Below are 19,662 nucleotides of genomic sequence, written 5' to 3'. Positions count from 1 at the left end.
AACTATTGATCACAATGCTGGTCATTGAGTGCCAGGAATCTGTGTCACTCCGTAACATTCGGCATGTCCACTGCCAATTTTATTGGCCCTGGGATATGCGGTGGATTGTTTCCTCCCCCGGCGGGACGGGCCGACGGCACGGCGACGGCATCCGGGGGCGACGGCCCCGGACCGGAGGTCGGCAACGGCGCTCGACCGGCGTCGGGAGCACACCCGGACGCCGGTCGACGCCAGCAGCGGAGCCGGCCACCGTCGGCGCGGAGGTCAGCGCGAACCGGAGCCGAGGGCCGTCCGGATCAGCCGGTTGACCAGCTTGGGGTACTCCAGGCCGCTGGCCGCCCACATCCGGGGGAACATCGACGTCGGGGTGAACCCGGGCATCGTGTTGATCTCGTTGAGATAGACGTCCAGGTCGGGGGTGACGAAGAAGTCGACCCGGGCCAGGCCGGCGCAGTCCAGCGCGGTGAACGCGCGGGTGGCGTACTCCTGGACCTGGCGGGTGACCCGCTCGGGCAGGCCGGCGGGGACGTCGTACTCGCAGACCTCGTCGGCGAAGAGGTACTTGGCCTCGAAGTCGTACCACTCGCGGTCGCCGACCATCCGGACCTCGGCCAGCACGGACGCCTCAGGCGCCCCGCCGGCCTCGCCCTCCAGCACGCCGCACTCGATCTCCCGGCCGACGATCGCGGCCTCGACCAGCACCTTGGTGTCGATCTCGCGGGCGGTGGCGACGGCGGCGTCGAGCTGCGCCCAGTCGTCGACCCGGGTGATGCCGAACGACGAGCCGGCCCGGGACGGCTTGACGAACACCGGCAGCCCCAGCCGCTGCTTGTCGGCCTCGCTCAGGGTCATCCCGTTGCGCAGCACCGCGTACGGGCCGACCGGGATGCCCTCGACGGCGCAGAGCTTCTTGGTGAACTCCTTGTCCATCGCGGCGGCGGAGGCGAAGACGTTCGCCCCGACGTACGGGATGTCGGCCATCTCCAGCATGCCCTGGATGGTGCCGTCCTCGCCGTACGCGCCGTGCAGCACCGGGAAGACCACGTCGACGTCGGCGAGCGCCCGGGGCCCCTCGGCCGGGTCGAGCACCAGCAGACCACCGGCGGTCGGGTCGGCGTGAAGCACCACCTCGACACCGGCCCCGGCGGTGACCTCCGGGAGCGTGCGCGCCCGGATCGCCAACTCGCCCGGTTCCCCGCTGGTGAGCACCCACTGGCCCTGTCGGGTGATGCCGACCGGCACCACGTCGTACTCGTCGGGGTCGAGCGCGGCGAGCACGCTGCCGGCGCTGACGCAGGAGATGCCGTGCTCGGGGCTGCGTCCGCCGAAGACGATAGCCACGCGGGTCTTGCCTGGGGTGGTCACTCGGGTCACCTCTCGGTACGCGACTGCGGAGCCGTCAGTTGCGCTCTCCCGACTGACCTTACTGTGGGTGGCGACGCGCCGATGGTGATACCCGGGAGGACGTGATCGCCCCTCGCAAACGGTCATCCACCCCGATACGGTACGTGACCGTCAGCCGTGTCCGGGCGGGATGACGCGGCGTCGCCGACCGACGGCGATCACCTTGACCCGCTGCCGTCCGGCCCGGACCATGCCGAGCGCCATGAACGCCCCGGCGATCCGGTCGGCGGCCTCCCTGCTGTTCGCGCCGACCACCTGGCGACGCCGTTCGGGACGGGACCGCTCGTCGCGTTGCGCGGTCTCCGCCGGCCGTACGTCGCTGAGCACCACCAGGAACCGTGTCATCGCCGTCATCAGGCCCCTCACAGTCCACAGTCCTTTCCCGACGATGGATGGCGGCGGCGGCACGTGACGATCGGGAACGGGGGAGTAAACCCGATCGCCACGTGCCTCATCCCCTCCGGTCGCTCACCACCGCCGTCGTCACGACAACCGTTGGTGAGGACGCCATCACAGAGTGACATGTGGACAGGCATGAATGCAACTCTCATCGACGTTTCTCTCATGCGCGCGTTCCCAAGACGTGTGTCACCATCGATGTATGGCACCGAAGACCGCCCGCGCCCGCCGCCTGGGCATCGCCCTGCGTACCCACCGGGAAGCCGCCGGCCTCACCCTGGAGGCCGCCGCCGACGAGATCAACAGCACCCGCAGCACCCTCAGCCGCTACGAGAACGCGCAGACCCTGGTCAACCCGGCCACCGTCCGCGCGCTGCTCAGCCTCTACGGGGTCCGCCCGGAGGACATCGCCGCAGCGGTCCAGCTCGCCAAGGACACCCGCAAGCCCGGCTGGTGGGTGCCCTACTCACATCTGCTCGACAAACGGACCATCGACTTCATCGCCCTGGAGGCCGAGGCCACCGCGATCGCCAACTTCGAACCCTCGATCGTGCCGGGGCTGCTCCAGACCGCCGACTACATCCGGGGCGTCATGCGGGGCGGCCCGCACACCCTCACCGACGACCAGGTCGAGCAGCGGGTCAAGCTCCGCCTGGACCGGCAGCAGCGGATCACCGCGGCCGAGCCACCGATCTTCGACGCGATCATCGACGAGGGCGCGCTGCTGCGCCCGGTCGGCGACCAGACGGTGATGACCGCCCAGCTCAGCCACCTGCTCAAGACGTCGGAGCTGCCGAACGTCACCGTCCAGGTGATCCCGCTCTCCGCCGGCTACCACCGGGGCACCCGGGGCTCGCTGCACATCCTGGAGTTCGCCGACCCGGAAGACCCGCAGATCGCCTCGGTGGAGACGGTCGCCGGCCAGATGGTCCTGGACCGACCGGGTGACCTGCGTACCTGCACCAAGATCATGGAGCATCTGCGGACCGTGGCGCTCAGCCCGGCGGACAGCCGCGACCGGCTTCTGCAACTGATGAAGGGACGGTAGGAGACCGATGACACCGACGATCAGCGCGGCCCTGTCCAGGGCCGCCTGGCGCAAGAGCAGCCGCAGCGGGGACGAGGGTGCCTGCGTCGAGCTGGCCCCGCTGCCCGGCCAGGTCGCGATCCGCGACTCCAAGGATCCGACCGGCCCGGTGCTGCTCTTCCCCCCCGCCGCCTGGGCCACCTTCGCCGCTGACCCGCCGCGCCGCTGACCGGCCCCGCGCCCGCCCCCCGCACCGCGCCGACGCGCCGCGGGGGGGCGGGCGCGTGCGGTCAGCCGGTGGGCGGGCGGTCAACCGGTGGGGCGCACCGCCTCGGCCGCGGCGATGGCCACCCCGCGTGCCCCCGCCATGTCCCGGTCCGGGACCAGGGCGAAGACGGCCGACGCGGCCTGCTCCGCCCGGAGCACGGTGTGCGCGCGGACGGTGTCGAGGAACCAGTCCCGGAACTCCACCGTCGCCTCCACCACCCCGCCACCGACGAAGTACGCGTGCGGGTCGGTGAAGTTCGCCGCGACGGTGAACAACCGGCCGAGCGCCGCCGCCTGCTGGGCGAAGACCTCCCGGGCCAGCGGATCACCGCGCTCGGCGTACCCCCGGAGCAGCTTCGCGGCCCGCGCGGACGGCTCCCGGGTCAGCGGGTGCCCCGGATACCGGGACAGCCAGTACGGCAGCAGGTTGCGCCCGATCGCGGTCAGCGAGGCGACGCTCTCCGCGTCGCCGACGAAACCGCAGGCGCACCGCGGTTCCGGCTGGTCGGGGGCGAGCAGCCCGGCCAGCGGGAGGTGCACGTGGCCGAGTTCGCCGGCCATCCCGGCCGCCCCGGTGACGACCCGACCGTCGACCACCACCCCGCCGCCGAGGCCGGTGCCGACGATGGCCGACACCGAGGACCGGCTCGCCGCCTCGGCTCCGAAGTGGACGTGGTGGGCGTAGAGCGCGGCGGCGTTGCCGTCGTTGTGGTAGACCACCGGCAGGCCCAGCCGCCGCTCCAACGCGCCCCGCACGTCGAAGCCGTGCCAGCCCGGCTGCGCGAAGTTCGTCGACCCCCGGGACGAGATGACCCCGGTGGCGCTGGCCGGGCCGGGGGTGTCCAACCCGACCGCGCACACCCGCCCACGGCGCACACCGGCGTGCGCCAGCACCCCGTCGAACGCGCGGGCCAGCGCCTCCACCGCCGCCTGCGGGCCGGCGGTCACCTCGCTGGGGATCTCCACCAACCCGTCCACCAGGAAGCGGCCGTCCAGGCTGAGCACGGTCGCGTTGTTGCTGGTGCCACCGTTGTCCAGCCCCACCACCACCGGTGAGTCCGCGTCACCCATCGCCACCTCCGCCGCGCCTGCTGCGAGGTTAGTTCCCGTTTCCGCCGCCCGTCACGCCCCGACCGGGGCGGCGTACCGGCCTGCGGCCCGGGTCCGCTCACTCCGGGCGGCGGGCCAGCACGCCGGTGGCGTCCCACTCCTCCACGTGCAGCACCGTCGGCAGCAGGCCCAGCCCGGTCATCGCCGTGCACAGCGCCCCGGCCTGGACGGTGCTGACCTCCACCACCAGGTGCCCACCGGGCCGCAGCCAGTCGACCGCCCCGGCGGCCACCCGACGCAGCACGGCCAGCCCGTCGACGCCGCCGTCCAACGCCACCGCCGCCTCGTGCAACCGGGCCTCCGCCGGCATCAGCGCCACCGCCGGGGTCGGCACGTACGGGGCGTTGGCCACCACCACGTCCAACCGGCCCCGCCGGTCGGGCGGCAGCGGGTCGAACAGGTCACCCTGCACCACCGTGGCGTCCCGGCCCGCCAGGTTGCGGCGGGCGCAGGCCACGGCGGCCGGATCCACGTCGACGGCGGCGAGCCAGCGCGGGGCGAGCCGGTCGGCCAGCGCGACACTGATCGCACCCGACCCGCAGCAGAGGTCGACCACCGCCGGTGCCGGCCCGGCGACCGACACCGCGGCCTCCACCAGCAGCCCGGTCCGCGCCCGGGGGACGAACACCCCGGGGTCGACGGCGATCCGTCGACCGCAGAACTCGGCCCAGCCGAGCAGGTGTTCCAAGGGTTCGCCGGCCACCCGCCGGTCGGTGAGGGCGGCCAGTTCGCGCGGCGAGCCGGCGGCGGCGACGAGCAGCCCGGCCTCGTCCTCGGCGTAGACACAGCCGGCGGCGCGCAGCCGGGCGACGAGAGCGGTGTGGTCGTGGGGGAACGGAACTGCCATGGTGCTGCCTCTTTCGGGAACGCACGTCGACGCTCCCACCGTCGCTACCGCGGCGACGGGTGTCCCGCTACCGCGGCGACGGGGACTCGACGGGGAGCGCCGGTCCTGTCGTCTGCCGGATCGGACTCACCTCCTCGGGTCGGGGCCGCCCGTGCGGCCGGCATCACGATAGCGGATCGGAAACCCCCGCGGCGTCCAGTGCGGCCGCCACGTCGGCGACCAGGTCGGCGGTGTCCTCCACCCCGCAGGAGAGCCGGACGAAACCCGGGGCGGTGTCGTCGCCCCACTGCGCCCGCCGGTCGGCGCTGGTGTGCAGGCCACCGAACGAGGTCGCCGCGGTGACCAGTCGGGACGCGGCGACGAACCGGGCCACCCGGTCGGCGTCCCCCAGGTCGAACGAGAGCACCCCGGGCATCCGACGGAGCTGCCGCGACGCCACCGGGTACGCCGGGTCCTCCGGCCGCCCCGGCCAGCGCAGCCCGGTCACCCCGACCCGGCCGGCGAGCAGTTCCACCAGCGCCGCCGCGTTGGCGGACTGCCGGGCCAGCCGCAGGTCCAGGGTGGCCAGCGAGCGGTGGGCCAGCCAGGCGTCGAACGCCCCGGGCACCGCGCCGGTGGTGGTCCGCCACCCCGTCACCGTCTCCAGCAGCTCCGCCGACCGGGACGCCACGTAGCCGAGCAGCAGGTCGGAGTGGCCGGTCAGCGCCTTGGTGCCGGAGGCGACCACCAGGTCCGCGCCGAGGTCCAGCGGGCGCTGCCCGAGCGGGGTGGCGGTGGTGTTGTCCACCGCCACCAGCGCACCGGCCGCGAGCGCCGCGTCGGCCAGCACGGCGATGTCGGCCACGTCCAGGCCCGGGTTCGCCGGGGTCTCCAGCAGCACCAGGCGTACGCCGTCGAACGACGGGTACGGCCCGGCCGTGGGCACGAAACCCACCTTGACCCCGATCCCGGCGAGGGTGGCGGTGGCGAACGCCCGGACCGGGAAGTAGCCGTCGGCGGGCAGCAGCACGGTGTCGCCGGGGCGCAGCACGGCCAGCAGCAGCCCGGTGATGGCCGCCTGGCCGGAGGCGAAGACCCGGCAGTCGCCCCCCTCCAGCTCGCCGATGGCAGCCTCCAGCAGCCGGCGGGTCGGATTGTCCGGGCGGCCGTAGCCGTTCGGCGTCGCGCCCGGCCCCTGCCACGGGTCGAGGTGGTAGGGCGCGGCGAAGACCGGGCCGGGCAGGAACGGCTGTCCCGGCTCCGGCGCGGGCAGCCCGGCGTGCACGCACCGGGTGCCGTCGTGCCAGTGCCCGCCGGACGGGACCGGGCCGCTCATTCGTACGACTCCGGCTTGGCGGTCCGGCTCATCAGGGTGTCCACCGCGAGTCTCGGGTCCATTCCCTCGTGGCAGATCCGTTCGATCTGCTCGGTGATCGGCATCTCCACCCCGTGCGCGCGGGCCAGGTCCCGGATGGCCAGGCAGCTCTTGACGCCCTCGGCGGTCTGCCGGGTGGCCGCCTGTGCCTGTTCGAGGGTCTCCCCCCGACCCAGGTGCTCGCCGAAGGTGCGGTTGCGGGCCAGCGGCGACGAGCAGGAGGCCACCAGGTCACCCATGCCGGCCAGCCCGGCGAAGGTGATCGGGTCGGCACCGAGCGCCACCCCCAGCCGGGCGGTCTCGGCCAGCCCCCGGGTCATCAGCATGGCCCGGGTGTTGTCGCCGAAGCCCATCGCGGTGGCGATCCCGTACGACAGGGCGATCACGTTCTTGACCGCCCCGCCCAGCTCGCAGCCGATCACGTCGTCGTTGGTGTAAGGCCGGAAGTACGGGGTGCGGATCGACTGCTGTACCAGTTCGGCGCGGCGGGCGTCGGTGCCGGCGACCACCGTCGCCGCCGGCTGCTCGACGGCGATCTCGGGGGCCAGGTTGGGGCCGGAGACCACCACCACCCGGTCCGGGGTGACCCGGGCGGTCTCCACGATCACCTCGCTCATCCGTCGGGTGGTGCCCAGCTCGATGCCCTTCATCAGGGAGACGAGGGTGGCGTCCGGGGCGAGGTGCCCGGCCCACTCGGCGAGGTTGCCGCGCAGCGTCTGCGACGGCACCGACAGCACCACCAGCTCCGCGCCGGAGATCGCCTTGGCCGGGTCACCGGTCGCGGTGACCCGCTCGGGCAGCCGCAGCTCCGGCAGGTAGTCGGGGTTGCGCCGGTGGACGCGGATCGCCTCGGCGACCTGCTCCCGCCGGGCCAGTATGGTCACCTCCCGACCGGCGTCGGCGAGGATCTTGGCGAACGCCGTCCCCCAGGATCCGGCCCCCAGCACCGCCACGTGCCCACTCACGCCGTCGCCTCCCCACCGTCGGCGACGCGCCCCGGCGTCGCGGACCGACCGATCCGACCGTTCATGCCCCTGCCGTCCCTGCGTCGCGCCGGTCGATCCACTCGCTCATTCGGTCACCTCGGGATTGTGCGGACGGGCGGGACGTTCCCACAGCGGCGGGGGTGTGCCGCCCCGGATGCCGGCAAGCAGGTCACGCAGGGTAACCATGATCTGGTCGGTCATCTCCTCCAGCACCACCCGGCTGGGGGTCGCCCCGGCCCACCGGCTCAGGTCGACCGGCGGACCGGCCACCACCGTCACCGGGGTCCGGGGCCGCAGGCCCACCCGGCCGGTACGCGGGTCGAAGAGGCGTTCCGGCCCCCACATCGCCACCGGCACCACCGGAGCGCCGGTGGCCAGGGCCAGCCGGGCCGCCCCGGTCTTGCCCTTCATCGGCCACAACTGCGGCTCCCGGGTGATGGTGCCCTCCGGATAGATGACCACCGCGCCACCGGCGTCCAGCGCGGCGACCAGGCGGTCCAGGGACCTGACCGCGACGGAGGTCTCCCGTTCCACCGGGATCTGCCGGCAGCGGTGCAGGATCCAGCCGACCACCGGCACCCGGAACACGCTGGCCTTACCGAGGAACTGCGGCCACCTGCCGGCGTCGTAGACGAAGTGCGCGCAGACCAGCGGATCGGTGTGCGAGAGGTGGTTGGGCACGATGATGACGCCGCCGCCGGTGCGCAACCGCTCGGCCCCGTGCCAGGTGCGCCGGGTCCAGGCCAGCATCACGGGCTTGACCAGCACCACGGCGAACCGTCGCCAGAAACCCAGCCTGCGCCGTGCCACCCGTGCCTCCTCGTCACCCGCCGCGCGCCGCAGCCCCACCGTTGCGTGCCCGCAGCGGAAATCATGCCTGCTCGTCCCGGGTACGGCCAGTGAGGGTACCGCCGTCGGCGCTGGCAGGATTGTCGACGTGGGGCGAGCGAGGTGGGTGCTGGTGGTACCGGTCAAGCGGCTCCGTGCCGCCAAGAGCCGGTTGCGGGGCGCGCTGCCGGCCGTACCGCACGAGGAGCTGGCGCTGGCGCTGGCGGCCGACACGGTCGGCGCGGCGCTGGCCTGCCCGGCGGTGGCCGAGGTGCTGGTGGTCACCGCCGACCCGCGGGTGGCGGCGACGGCCGGCGCGGCGGGCGCCCGGGTGGTGCCGGACCGGCCGGACGCCGGGCTGAACGCCGCCCTGCGGCACGGCGTCGACGCGGTGGTCACCGACGGTGACCGGGGGGCCTGGGTGGCCGCCCTCACCGCCGACCTGCCGGCGCTGCGCCCGGCCGAGCTGGCCGCCGCGCTGCACGCGGTCACCACCGGCCCGCCCGGGGTACGCCGGTTCGTGGCCGACGCCCCCGGCACCGGCACCGTGCTGCTCACCGCGCCGCCCGGCGTGTCGCTGGACCCCCGGTTCGGGGTCGGCTCCGCCGCCGCGCACCGGGCCTCCGGGGCGGTGCCGCTGACCGGTCCCTGGCCGAGCCTGCGCCGGGACGTGGACACCGCCGCCGACCTGGCCGACGCGGCCCGGCTCGGCCTCGGTCCGGCCACCCGGGCGCTGACCGGCGTCGCGGTCGGCCCGACCGGACCGACCGCTCCCCCCGGCTGAAGCACCGGTGTACGGTGCTGGCATGCAGGGCACCGTGGCGACCTTCGACGCGTCGACCCGCACCGGCGTGCTGCTCCTCGACGACGGCACCGAGCTGCCGTTCCCGGCCCGCGCCTTCGACGCCTCCGGGCTGCGGCTGCTCCGGCTCGGCCAACGGCTCCGGGTGGAAACGGATCCGGACGGCGGGGTCGTCCGGGTGACGTTGCCGACGATGGCCTGAACAACCCGGCCCAAGTTCATTTTGCGTTAACCAGAATCGGGTGATTATGAGCGGGTGAGCACCCCTCGCGAGCACCCCACCAGCCCGTCCGCCGCCACCGACCCGACCGGCTCCCGCAACGGCACCCGCCGCCGGGGCGCCTCCCGCACCCGCCGCGCCGCCGAGGACGTCGCCGCCACCGCACCCGACTCCCCCGCCGCCAGCGCCGCCGGAGCCTCCGCCGGCCTGGACGAGGTGCTCGACACCGGTGACCGGCCCACCGCCGACGACGCGTCCGTCGGGCCGGGGTCGGCCGCCGACGGCCCACCCGTCGCCGAGCCGCTGCCGGCCGACCGGTTCCTCAACCGGGAGTTGTCCTGGCTGGACTTCAACGGCCGGGTGCTGGCGCTGGCCGAGGACCCCGGCACGCCGCTGCTGGAACGGGCCAAGTTCCTGGCCATCTTCGCCAGCAACCTGGACGAGTTCTACATGGTGCGGGTGGCCGGGCTCAAGCGACGGCTCTCCGCCGGCCTGCCGGTACGCGGCGGGGACCGGCTGCCGCTGCGCACCCAGCTGGAGCGGATCACCGAGTCCGCCGCCGGGCTGGTCGCCCGCCAGGCCGCCTGCTTCGTCGACGACCTGCTGCCGCAACTCGCCCGGGAGGACATCCGGATCACCCGCTGGGCGGAGCTGGACGACCCGGAGCGGGAACGGCTGCGCACCTACTTCCGGGAACACATCTTCCCGGTGCTCACCCCGCTCGCGGTGGACCCGGCGCACCCGTTCCCGTACATCTCCGGGCGGTCGCTGAACCTGGCCGTCGCGGTCCGCGACCCCGACAGCGGCTCGGAGCTGTTCGCCCGGGTGAAGGTCCCCAACAACGTGCCCCGCTTCGTCCGGGTCGGCCGGGACCAGCCGGGGCTACGGATGCTGCCGGTCGAGGACCTCATCTCGGTGCACCTGGGGCAGCTCTTCTCCGGCATGCAGGTGGTCGAGTGCCACCTGTTCCGGGTCACCCGCAACGCCGAGGTGGAGGTCGACGAGGACCGCGACGAGGACCTGCTCCAGGCCCTCGAACGGGAACTGGCCCGGCGGCGCTTCGGTCCCCCGGTCCGGCTGGAGGTGGCCGCCTCCATCTCCGACCACATGCTGGAGCTGCTCGTCCGCGAGCTGGACATGGACGACCACGACGTGCTGCGGGTGCCCGGCCTGCTGGACCTGTCGGCGCTGTGGCAGCTCTACGGCGAGGCGGACCGCCCCGACCTCAAGGACAAGCCGTTCGTGCCGGCCACCCATCCCCGGTTGACCGAGGGCGAGGTGCCGCGCAGCGTCTTCGCCACCCTGCGCGACGGCGACGTGCTGGTGCACCACCCGTACCACTCGTTCGCCACCAGCGTGCAACGCTTCGTCGAGCAGGCCGCCGCCGACCCGAACGTGCTGGCCATCAAGCAGACCCTCTACCGCACCAGCGGGGACTCCCCGATCGTCGACGCGCTGGTCGACGCCGCCGCCGCCGGCAAGCAGGTGGTGGTGCTGGTGGAGCTGAAGGCCCGCTTCGACGAGGTGGCCAACATCGGCTGGGCGCGCACCCTGGAACGGGCCGGCTGCCACGTCGTCTACGGCCTGGTAGGGCTGAAGACGCACTGCAAGACCGCCCTGGTGGTGCGCCAGGAGGGCAACCAGATCCGCCGGTACTGCCACATCGGCACCGGCAACTACCACCCGAAGACCGCCCGACTGTACGAGGACTTCGGCGTGCTCACCGCCGACCCGGAGATCGGCGCGGACCTGACCGACCTGTTCAACGTGCTCACCGGGTACAGCCGGCAGACCGCGTACCGACGGTTGCTGGTCGCCCCGCAGGGCATCCGTAGCGGCCTGATCGAGCGGATCGAACGGGAGATCGCCCACGTCCGGCTGGGCATGCCGGGGCTGGTGCAGTTCAAGGTGAACTCGCTGGTCGACGAGGAGATCACCGACGCGCTCTACCGGGCGTCGCGGGCCGGCGTCCACGTGGACCTGCTGATCCGGGGCATGTGCACCCTGCGGCCGGGGGTGCCGGGCCTGTCGGAGAACATCCGGGTCCGCTCGATCCTCGGCCGGTTCCTGGAACACTCCCGGATCTTCCGGTTCGGCAACAACGGCGACGCCGAGTTCTGGATGGGGTCGGCCGACCTGATGCACCGCAACCTCGACCGCCGGGTCGAGGCGCTGGTGCAGGTCAGCGATCCGGTGGCGCGGGCCGAACTCGACCAGGTGATGGGGTACGCGATGAGCCCCGAGGTGGACGCCTTCGAGCTGGCCGCCGACGGCACCTGGACCCGGCGTACCGGCACCGGCGAGGAACCGCTGCACGACCTCCAGGAGCTGCTGCTGCGCCGGGTGGGCAGCTCCGCCGGCTGACCCCCGGGCGGCGGACCGGTTCCGCCGGCTGGCCCCGGGTGGCTGTCCGGGAAGCCGGGCGGGCGGCCGTCACCACGCAATCCCCGGACGTAGGGTGACCAGATGACGGAGCAGGAAGCGACCGGTATCCGGGCGGCCGGTGGGGTGGCCTGGCGGCCCTCCGGCCACGGCGGGGTCGAGGTCTGCCTGGTGCACCGGCCCCGCTACGGCGACTGGTCACTGCCCAAGGGCAAGCTGGACCCCGGCGAGCATCCGTTGCTGGCCGCCGTCCGGGAGGTGGCCGAGGAGTCCGACGTCCGGGCCGTGCCGCAGGTCCGGCTGCCCAGCGCGCGGTACCGCAGCGAGGGGCGGCCCAAGGTGGTCGACTACTGGTCGATGCGGGCGGTGGACACCGGCGGTTTCCAGCCGGACACCGAGGTCGACGACGTGTGCTGGCTCGACGTCGAGGCGGCGATCGGGCGGGTCAGCTACCCGCACGACGCCCAGGTGCTGGCCGCGTTCGCCGCCCTGCCACCGGTGACCGGCACGGTGGCGCTGGTCCGGCACGCGCACGCCGGCCGGCGGGCCACCTGGTCCGGGCCGGACACCGCCCGACCGTTGGACGCCGAGGGTGTCGCCCAGGCCCGGCTGCTGGCCCCGCTGGTCGCCCTGGTCCGCCCGGTCCGGCTGCTGTCGGCCTCGCCCCGCCGCTGTGTGCAGACCCTGGATTCGGCGGCCGCCCTGCTGGACCTGCCGATCGAGGTGTGCGGGGACTTCGACGAGCCGAAGCCGGGTCAGCAGGTCGACGAGTGCGCGCTGGCCGCCGCCGGCCGGCTGGCCGGGCTGGCCGCCGCCGGGGAACCGGTCGCGGTGTGCAGCCAGGGCAAGGTGATCCCGGGGGCGTTGGCCCGGCTGACCGGGCGGGAGGACGACTTCGGCACCGCCAAGGGCGGGGGTTGGCTGCTGGCCTTCGCCGCCGACCGGCTGCTCGCCGCCGACCGCCTCTGAGCACACGGGAACGGGCGTCCACCGGTGTGGTGGACGCCCGTTCCGTCGTACCCGCAGATCACCGCTTGGCGGCGGTCCGCTTCGCCGGCGCCTTCTTGGCGGGCGCCTTCTTCGCGGTGGTGGCCTTGGCCGCCGTGGACTTGGCCGCGGTGGTCGTCTTCCTGGCCGGTGCGCTCCGGGCGGTGGCCGACGCGGCCGCCGTGGTCTTCTTCGCCGGAGCGGCCTTCTTGGTGGCCGCCTTGGTCGCGGTGGCGGCCTTGGTGGCCTTCGCCGCGGTGGTCTTGCGGGCGGCGGTCGCCGTGGTCTTCTTGGCGGCCGTCGCCGTGGTCTTCCGGGCGGCGGTGGTCTTGGCCCCGGTCGCCTTCGCCCCCGTCGCCTTGGCACCGGTCGCCTTCGTCCCGGTGGCCTTGGCACCGGTCGCCTTCGTCCCGGTGGCCTTGGCGGCAGTGGCCTTGGCACCCGTCGCCTTCGCCGTGGTGGCCTTGGCCGCCGCGGTGGTGGTCTTCTTCGCCGGAGCGGCGGTCTTCGGCACCTTGCCGGTGGCCACCATCTCCTTGAAACCGGCGCCCGGCTTGAAGGCCGGGACGGATGTCTTCTTGACCTTCACCGCCTCACCGGTACGCGGGTTGCGCGCTGTTCGCGCCGCCCGGACACGCTTCTCGAACGATCCGAATCCGGTGATCGCCACTTTGTCGCCCTTGGTGACCGCCGCCTGGACCTCGGCGAGGACCGCGTCGAGCGCCGCCGTCGCCGACTTCCGGTCCCCCAGGCGAGCGGCGAGCGCCTCGATGAGCTCGGCCTTGTTCACGACTTCCTCCCGATTGTGCAACTGACTCGACGCGAGCCATTCTGCGCGCACCGTATGCCCTGTGCTGCCTGGACACAAACATTCGGTGGAAAAAAGCCCTTGTGTCGTAACGGATTCGCCCCCACCGGATGAACCGGTGGGGGCGAAAACCGTACGGAAATCGGTCGTACGGCTAGCGCACGGCCGGGGTGAACGACGGCCGACCCGCCTCGTACGCCTCGATGTCGGCGAGGTGCCGGAGGGTGAGTCCAATGTCGTCCAGGCCCTCCATCAGCCGCCAACGGCTGTGGTCGTCGAGCGGGAACGACCAGGTGGACCCGCCGACCCGGACCTCGCGGGTGGTCAGGTCGACGGTCACCGGCGTGGTCGGGTCGGCTTCCACCAACTGCCAGATCTGCTCGACCGCGGCCAGTTCCAACTCGACCGGAAGGAGCCCTTCCTTGAGCGAGTTGCCCCGGAAGATGTCACCGAACCGGGGGGAGACGACCGCCTGGAAACCCCAGTCGCGCAGCGCCCAGACAGCGTGCTCGCGGGACGACCCGGTGCCGAACTCCGGCCCGGCCACGAGGATCGAGGCGCCGGAATAGGCCGGGTTGTTGAGCACGAATGCGGGGTCCTCCCGCCACGCGTTGAACAGGCCGTCGGCGAAACCCGTCCGGGTCACCCGCTTGAGGTACACGGCCGGGATGATCTGGTCGGTGTCCACGTTGGAGCGGCGCAGCGGCACGGCGGTGCCGGTGTGGGTGGTGAACTTGTCCATCTCGCGGCTGCCCTTCTACAGGTCGGCGGGGGCGGAGAGCCGGCCGGTCACGGCCGTGGCGGCGGCGACCTGCGGGGACACCAGGTGGGTACGCCCACCCCGGCCCTGCCGACCCTCGAAGTTGCGGTTGGAGGTCGACGCCGAACGCTCGCCGGGCTTCAGCGTGTCCGGGTTCATGCCCAGGCACATCGAGCAGCCGGCGAACCGCCACTCCGCCCCGGCGTCGGCGAAGACCTTGTCCAGGCCCTCCGCCTCGGCGGCCTCCCGCACGGCGGCGGAACCCGGCACCACCAGCATCCGTACCCCGTCGGCGACCCGGTGGCCGCGCAGCACGTCGGCGGCGGCCCGCAGGTCCTCCAGCCGGCCGTTGGTGCAGGAGCCGACGAAGACCACGTCGACGGCGAGGTCCCGCAGCGGCGTCCCGGGGGTGAGGTCCATGTACTCCAGCGCCCGGCGCGCGGCGGTCCGCTCGGCGTCGGTGCCGAAGTCCTCCGGATCCGGCACGACCGCACCCAGCGGCGCACCCTGACCGGGGTTGGTGCCCCAGGTGACGAACGGGGTGATCCGGCTCGCGTCCAGGGTCACCTCGGCGTCGAAGGTCGCGCCGTCGTCGGTGGGCAGCGTCCGCCAGTAGGCCAGCGCCGCGTCCCAGTCGGCCCCGGCCGGCGCGTGCGGCCGACCCTTGAGGTACGCGAAGGTCGTCTCGTCCGGCGCGATCAGGCCCGCCTTGGCGCCCCACTCGATGGACATGTTCGCCACCGTCATCCGGCCCTCCATGGACAGCGCCCGGATCGCCTCGCCCCGGTACTCCACGATGTGGCCGCGCCCACCGCCCGTGCCCACCTGCGCGATCAGCGCGAGGACCAGGTCCTTGGCGGTGACGCCGGGGCCGAGCTGACCGGTGACGTTGACCGCCATGGTCTTCGGCCGGGCCTGCGGCAGGGTCTGCGTGGCCAGGACGTGTTCGACCTCACTGGTGCCGATGCCGAAGGCCAGCGCGCCGAACGCGCCGTGGGTGGCGGTGTGCGAGTCGCCACAGACGATCGTCATGCCGGGCTGGGTGACGCCCAGCTGCGGGCCGATCACGTGCACGATCCCCTGGTTCTCGTCGCCCAGGGGGTGCAGCCGCAGGCCGAACTCGGCGCAGTTGCGGCGCAACGTCTCGATCTGGGTACGCGACGTCGGGTCGGCGATCGTCAGCAGGTCACCACGGCGCAGCCGGAACGCGGGATCGTCGTACCCGGTCGGGGTGTTGTGATCCTCGGTCGCGAGCGTGAGGTCGGGACGACGGACCTGCCGACCGGCCAGGCGCAGCCCGTCGAACGCCTGCGGACTGGTCACCTCGTGCAGCAGGTGCAGGTCGATGTAGAGCAGGTCCGGCTCGCCCTGCGCGGTCCGTACGACGTGTGCGTCCCAGACCTTTTCGGCCAGGGTCCTCGGTTGAGTGACTCCCACCATCTGGACATCCTAAATTCTGGGAGGTAAATTTCGGCTTGTGGGACACAGTATGAGCGGTGTCGGCGTCCTCGACAAGGCGGTGGTCATCCTGGCCGCCTGTGTCGACGGCGCGAGTCTGGCCGAACTCGTTGAACGCACCAAGCTGCCCCGGGCCACCGCACACCGGCTGGCCCAGGCCCTGGAGATCCACCGGATGCTGGTCCGGGACACCCAGGGGCGATGGCGTCCCGGGCCCCGGCTCGGCGAACTGGCCAACGCCGCCCCGGACGTCCTGCTGACCGCCGCCGAGCCGCTGCTGGCCGCGCTGCGCGACGCCACCGGGGAGAGCGCCCAGCTCTACCTGCGCCGGGCCGACGAGCGGGTCTGCGTGGCCGCCGCCGAACGGGCCAGCGGCCTGCGGGACACCGTGCCGGTCGGCTCGGTGCTGCCGATGACCGCCGGCTCCGCGGCGCAGATCCTGCTCGCCTGGGAGCCTCCCGAGGCCGTCATGCCGCTGCTGCCCCGGTCCAAGTTCACCGGCCGCACCCTCGCCGAGGTACGCCGCCGGGGCTGGGCGCAGAGCGTCGCCGAACGCGAGCCCGGTGTGGCGAGCGTCTCCGCCCCCATCCGGGACCGCACCGGACGGGTGATCGCCTCGATCAGCATCTCCGGCCCGATCGAACGCCTCGGCCGCCGCCCCGGCGAACGCCACGCCATGGCCGTCGTCCGCGCCGGCCAACGCCTCTCCGGCCTCTGACTCCCCACCGACCGAGCCCCACCCCACCGGTGATCGGGTGGGGCCGGGAGGTGGCGGAACGGCGATCGGCCCGCCTCGGGACGCGAGACGGGCCGATCGTGTGGTAGCCCCGACCGGATTCGAACCGGCGCTACCGCCTTGAGAGGGCGGCGTCCTGGGCCACTAGACGACGGGGCCAGGCACTTTTCCTGCTTCACCACCCGACCGGGCGGTGTGGCAGTAGTCTAGCGGCACCCGCACCCGGCACCCACGACGGGGGTCGGCCGCCCGGGGGTCGACCGAGCCGGCGCTGCGGCAGGACACCGGGAGGCGGTACGTCGCGACAGGGAGCACTCCGGACACGAAGAAGCCCGCCCCAACCGAGTGGGACGGGCTGCCAGCGTTGTAGCCCCGACCGGATTCGAACCGGCGCTACCGCCTTGAGAGGGCGGCGTCCTGGGCCACTAGACGACGGGGCCAGAACATAGCTCGTGCTTCCCCACCCGGCAGGGCGGGGAAGCTGCACTCTATCAGAGATCAACTTCGACCCCGTGCGGGGAGGGAGCGGAACTCCGTCAGAATCCAGCGTCCACGGATTCGGGTGAACCCGCGGTTGCGCTGGGGTACCAGGACTCGAACCTAGACTAACTGAACCAGAATCAGTTGGGCTGCCAATTACCCCATACCCCATTGGCCCCTTGCGGCGCCGGGATGGAACTTTACCCTCCCCGCGCCAACAGGCCAAATCCGATCCCCCCAAACCGCCCTTGAGCTGCGGAAACAGGGGCTCAGACGGTCAGCCGACCGGCACCACCGAGTTGGTGAGTTCGCCGATCCCTTCGATCCGTACGGTGACCGTATCCCCATCGGTGAGGGGACTAACCCCGGCCGGGGTGCCGGTCAGCACCACGTCCCCGGGAAGCAGCGTCATCACGTGCGAGATGTACGACACCAGCGCCGGCACGTCGAACACCATGTCCTTGGTCCGGCCGAGCTGGCGTACCTCCATCTCGTCGGGATTACGGCCCACCTCGCAGCGGACCTCCAGGTCGGTGACGTCGACGTCGGTGGTGATCCAGGGACCGAGGGGGCAGAACGAGTCGAAGCCCTTGGCCCGGGTCCACTGCCCGTCGGACCGCTGGAGATCCCGGGCCGTCACGTCGTTGGCGCAGGTGTAGCCGAAGATGGCCCGAGCGGCGGTGGCCCGGTCGACCCGGCGGGCGCCGGGTGCCCCGATCACCACGGCCAGCTCGGCCTCGTGCTCGACCTGCCTGCTGAAGACCGGCAGCCGGATCGCGTCCCGGGGACCGATCACCGAGGTGGACGGCTTGAGGAAGAGCAACGGCTCCGTCGGCACCTCGCTGCCGTGCTCGGCGGCGTGCTCGGCGTAGTTACGCCCGACGCAGACCACCTTGCTGGGCAGGATCGGCGAGAGCAGCCGCACGTCGGGCAGGGCCCAGCGGGCACCGGAGAACTGGAGCTGCCCGAACGGGTGGCCCTCGATCTCGGCGATGGTCAGACCCTGTGGTCCGCCCTCCGCCTCCCCCTCGACGACTCCGAACGACATTCCCTTGGCATGAGCGAAACGAGCGATACGCACCCGGCCAATCTAGCCCCACGGCAGCCGGCACCGTCGGCCACCGGGCGGTCAGTCGGGCGGTCGTCGGCGCAGCTTAGGGCATCGGTCGCCGCCGCGGGTGGGGTTCGACGCTTCGTACCCGGGCGGAGGGTCTCCGCTCATACCGTCGGCGTCGGAGGTTCGTTGGTATGCCTGCATCGAGACGACACCACAGGGTCCTCGCGGTCTTCGTGAACTGCCTGGGCATTCTCGCCGCCGTACCGGCGCTGCCCGGTCCCGGGGAGAACCCGGCGACCGCGACCGCGACGGCGACACCGGCGGCAGCAGCGGCGACGACAACGCCGAGCCCGGCGGCGACACCGGGGACAGCGAGGCCGATTCCACGGACCGCGGCGGCGGCACCGGCGGGCGCAGCGCCGAACCCGACGACGGCAGCCCCGGTCGGGGTCGCGGCCCCGCAGCGGGGGGCGCGGGCCGCGCCCGGGGTGGCGGCCAGCGGCGCGGTGATCCCGGTGACCCCGTCGGCACCGGCCCCGGGGATGACCACCGCCGGCAACCCGGGTGCGCCCCGGCCGGCGCCGCAGCTCACCGTCGCCGTGGCACCGGCCGCGACCCCGGTGCCCGGCTACCGGATCCTGGTCCGCAACACCGGCGACTCGGCGGTGCAGACGATGGTCCGCCAGGAACTGCCGGCCAACACGTCGACCACCGCGGTCAGCGCGGGTGGGCTGGCCACCCGGCCACGCGGGTCGTCCGGCGGCGGGGAGGTCACCTGGCGGCTCGTCGTACCGGCCGGGGCGACCCGGACCCTCGACACCGCCCTGGCCGCCACCGCACCCGGCCAGGAGCTGACCGCACCGGCCTGCGCCTACACCAGGGACGGCGACCAGCCGTACGACTGCGCGACCGCCACCTGGCGCAGCGCGGCGGCCCCGGAGGCGGTGGTGCCCGCGACTCCGGTCTGGCGGCAGCCCCTGATCCTGCTCGGCGCGGCGCTGGTGGTGCTGGCGCTGCTGGCCGGCGGGCTCTGGTGGTGGCTGCGGGCCCGGCGGCGGGCCGGTGGCATCGCACCGACCGGCACCGCCCCGGCGGCGGTCGGCATGCCACCGTACGCCGGTGGGCCGGCGTCCCCGGGCGGTGGGACGGTGTACCCGCGACCCGCCACCCCGGGCCGCCCCGGGCGGCCACGCAGCCCGTCGGTGTGGCTGGTGGTGGGGGTGGCCGCGGCGGTGCTGGCCGGGGTGGTCTCCGCGGCCACCTGGACGGCCACCCGGCAGGTGGCCGCGATCGACACCAGCAAGCAACCGACCGCCGGGGCGTGGACGGGCACCACGACGACCGGGACCGTCGGCACCCCGCTGCGGGAGGAGGCGTTCGAGTTCACCGTCTACCGGGTGGTCTGCGGTACCGCGTCGGCGGTGGACCAGCGGTGCCAGGCCACCGTCGGGGTGCGCAACGTCACCCCGGAACAGCAGAGCTGGCACGGTCAGCTCCAGCGGGCGTACCTGCCGGGCGGGACCTGGGTCAGCACCGACGAGGACGCCACCCGGCTGGCGAACCTGGGCCGGGACGTCTTCGCCGAACCGGTCCCGGGGGGCAGCCGGGTGGTGCTGCCGCTCGTCTTCACCGTGCACGGGACGCAGAAGCCGCAGCAGTTGGAGCTGCGTAGCGGGGTGTTCTCCGCCGGGGTCCGGGTGGACGTGCCCTGATCCGCCGACGGGCGGCGGCCGTGTCCCGAAGGGGTGAC

General features: G+C 73.3%; 18 protein-coding genes, 3 tRNA genes and 1 pseudogene. 8 read left to right on the top strand and 14 right to left on the bottom strand.

Going from position 1 to position 19,662, the window contains the following annotated elements; genetic code table 11:
- Nucleotides 1–264: 264 nt before the first annotated feature.
- Both O7612_RS07985 and O7612_RS07980 read right to left on the bottom strand, forming a co-directional pair.
- Nucleotides 265–1,365, bottom strand: a complete 1,101-nt coding sequence (locus tag O7612_RS07985) for a D-alanine--D-alanine ligase family protein (protein ID WP_067311624.1) — start codon at nt 1,363–1,365, stop codon at nt 265–267.
- Between the two features lie 150 nt (nt 1,366–1,515).
- Nucleotides 1,516–1,749: a hypothetical protein gene (locus O7612_RS07980; RefSeq protein WP_172898511.1), complete on the bottom strand. Its 234-nt coding sequence runs from the start codon at nt 1,747–1,749 to the stop codon at nt 1,516–1,518.
- Between the two features lie 256 nt (nt 1,750–2,005).
- Between O7612_RS07980 and O7612_RS07975 the strand changes: the two genes are divergently transcribed.
- Both O7612_RS07975 and O7612_RS07970 read left to right on the top strand, forming a co-directional pair.
- Nucleotides 2,006–2,851, top strand: coding sequence for a helix-turn-helix transcriptional regulator (locus O7612_RS07975; RefSeq protein ID WP_282271842.1), 846 nt, complete (start codon nt 2,006–2,008; stop codon nt 2,849–2,851).
- Nucleotides 2,852–2,858: 7 nt separating this feature from the next.
- The gene (locus tag O7612_RS07970) at nt 2,859–3,059 is read left to right on the top strand and encodes a DUF397 domain-containing protein (protein ID WP_282271840.1); all 201 of its coding nucleotides are present in this window, start codon (nt 2,859–2,861) and stop codon (nt 3,057–3,059) included.
- Nucleotides 3,060–3,139: 80 nt separating this feature from the next.
- Here O7612_RS07970 and O7612_RS07965 read toward each other — a convergent pair whose 3' ends face one another.
- The 5 genes from O7612_RS07965 to O7612_RS07945 all read right to left on the bottom strand — a co-directional run bounded on the left by O7612_RS07965 (nt 3,140) and on the right by O7612_RS07945 (nt 8,204).
- Entirely contained in the window at nt 3,140–4,168 is a 1,029-nt protein-coding gene (locus tag O7612_RS07965) for an ROK family protein (protein ID WP_282271838.1), read from the bottom strand.
- A gap of 97 nt (nt 4,169–4,265) precedes the next feature.
- Nucleotides 4,266–5,054 carry a putative protein N(5)-glutamine methyltransferase gene (locus O7612_RS07960; RefSeq protein WP_282271837.1) on the bottom strand — a complete coding sequence of 263 codons (789 nt, stop codon included), beginning with the start codon at nt 5,052–5,054 and terminating at the stop codon, nt 4,266–4,268.
- 163 nt (nt 5,055–5,217) lie between these two features.
- Nucleotides 5,218–6,369, bottom strand: coding sequence for a cystathionine gamma-lyase (locus O7612_RS07955; protein ID WP_282271835.1), 1,152 nt, complete (start codon nt 6,367–6,369; stop codon nt 5,218–5,220).
- Nucleotides 6,366–7,373, bottom strand: coding sequence for an NAD(P)H-dependent glycerol-3-phosphate dehydrogenase (locus tag O7612_RS07950; protein WP_282271833.1), 1,008 nt, complete (start codon nt 7,371–7,373; stop codon nt 6,366–6,368). Before O7612_RS07950 ends, O7612_RS07955 begins: the two co-directional genes overlap by 4 nt.
- A 105-nt stretch (nt 7,374–7,478) precedes the next feature.
- Complete coding sequence (locus tag O7612_RS07945; RefSeq protein ID WP_282271830.1) at nt 7,479–8,204, bottom strand: lysophospholipid acyltransferase family protein; 726 nt, start codon at nt 8,202–8,204, stop codon at nt 7,479–7,481.
- A 127-nt stretch (nt 8,205–8,331) separates the two neighbouring features.
- Here O7612_RS07945 and cofC point away from each other — a divergent pair, with 127 nt between their 5' ends.
- From cofC to O7612_RS07925, 4 genes and pseudogenes are all read left to right on the top strand, one after another.
- Nucleotides 8,332–9,006, top strand: a complete 675-nt coding sequence (gene cofC / locus O7612_RS07940) for a 2-phospho-L-lactate guanylyltransferase (RefSeq protein ID WP_282271828.1) — start codon at nt 8,332–8,334, stop codon at nt 9,004–9,006.
- A 22-nt stretch (nt 9,007–9,028) separates the two neighbouring features.
- A complete protein-coding gene (locus O7612_RS07935) occupies nt 9,029–9,226 on the top strand; it encodes a cold-shock protein (RefSeq protein WP_067311649.1) in 198 nt (65 codons plus the stop codon).
- Nucleotides 9,227–9,529: 303 nt separating this feature from the next.
- Nucleotides 9,530–11,608: pseudogene (locus O7612_RS07930) on the top strand (RNA degradosome polyphosphate kinase); the annotation flags it as partial.
- Nucleotides 11,609–11,710: 102 nt separating this feature from the next.
- Entirely contained in the window at nt 11,711–12,595 is an 885-nt protein-coding gene (locus O7612_RS07925; protein WP_282271821.1) for an NUDIX hydrolase, read from the top strand.
- A 58-nt stretch (nt 12,596–12,653) separates the two neighbouring features.
- Here the strand turns inward: O7612_RS07925 and O7612_RS07920 are convergent, their stop codons facing one another.
- From O7612_RS07920 to leuC, 3 genes are all read right to left on the bottom strand, one after another.
- Complete coding sequence (locus tag O7612_RS07920; RefSeq protein ID WP_348774276.1) at nt 12,654–13,403, bottom strand: HU family DNA-binding protein; 750 nt, start codon at nt 13,401–13,403, stop codon at nt 12,654–12,656.
- A gap of 172 nt (nt 13,404–13,575) precedes the next feature.
- Nucleotides 13,576–14,163 (bottom strand): 3-isopropylmalate dehydratase small subunit, encoded by a 588-nt coding sequence (gene leuD / locus O7612_RS07915; protein WP_282271817.1) that lies wholly within the window; start codon nt 14,161–14,163, stop codon nt 13,576–13,578.
- A gap of 15 nt (nt 14,164–14,178) precedes the next feature.
- On the bottom strand, nt 14,179–15,621 hold the full coding sequence (leuC, locus tag O7612_RS07910; RefSeq protein WP_282271815.1) for a 3-isopropylmalate dehydratase large subunit: 1,443 nt from the start codon (nt 15,619–15,621) through the stop codon (nt 14,179–14,181).
- A 49-nt stretch (nt 15,622–15,670) separates the two neighbouring features.
- Between leuC and O7612_RS07905 the strand changes: the two genes are divergently transcribed.
- Nucleotides 15,671–16,357 carry an IclR family transcriptional regulator gene (locus O7612_RS07905; protein WP_067311668.1) on the top strand — a complete coding sequence of 229 codons (687 nt, stop codon included), beginning with the start codon at nt 15,671–15,673 and terminating at the stop codon, nt 16,355–16,357.
- Nucleotides 16,358–16,458: 101 nt separating this feature from the next.
- On the opposite strand, the gene O7612_RS07900 is transcribed toward O7612_RS07905, so the two are convergent.
- The 4 genes from O7612_RS07900 to O7612_RS07885 form a co-directional block, all read right to left on the bottom strand.
- A tRNA-Glu gene (locus O7612_RS07900) sits at nt 16,459–16,534 on the bottom strand.
- 208 nt (nt 16,535–16,742) lie between these two features.
- Nucleotides 16,743–16,815 (bottom strand) — tRNA-Glu (locus O7612_RS07895).
- Between the two features lie 139 nt (nt 16,816–16,954).
- Nucleotides 16,955–17,026, bottom strand: a tRNA-Gln gene (locus tag O7612_RS07890).
- A 106-nt stretch (nt 17,027–17,132) separates the two neighbouring features.
- Nucleotides 17,133–17,936 carry a fumarylacetoacetate hydrolase family protein gene (locus O7612_RS07885; protein ID WP_282271812.1) on the bottom strand — a complete coding sequence of 268 codons (804 nt, stop codon included), beginning with the start codon at nt 17,934–17,936 and terminating at the stop codon, nt 17,133–17,135.
- 167 nt (nt 17,937–18,103) lie between these two features.
- On the opposite strand from O7612_RS07885, the gene O7612_RS07880 reads away from it, so the two are divergent.
- Nucleotides 18,104–19,624: a hypothetical protein gene (locus O7612_RS07880; protein ID WP_282271810.1), complete on the top strand. Its 1,521-nt coding sequence runs from the start codon at nt 18,104–18,106 to the stop codon at nt 19,622–19,624.
- The last annotated feature ends 38 nt before the right edge of the window (nt 19,625–19,662 follow it).

This window comes from Micromonospora sp. WMMD987, assembly GCF_029581435.1.
In the GTDB taxonomy this organism is placed as follows: Bacteria; Actinomycetota; Actinomycetes; order Mycobacteriales; family Micromonosporaceae; genus Micromonospora; species Micromonospora rifamycinica.
Note: the sequence above shows the minus strand (reverse complement) of the source record. Positions and strands in the feature narration are given on the sequence as shown.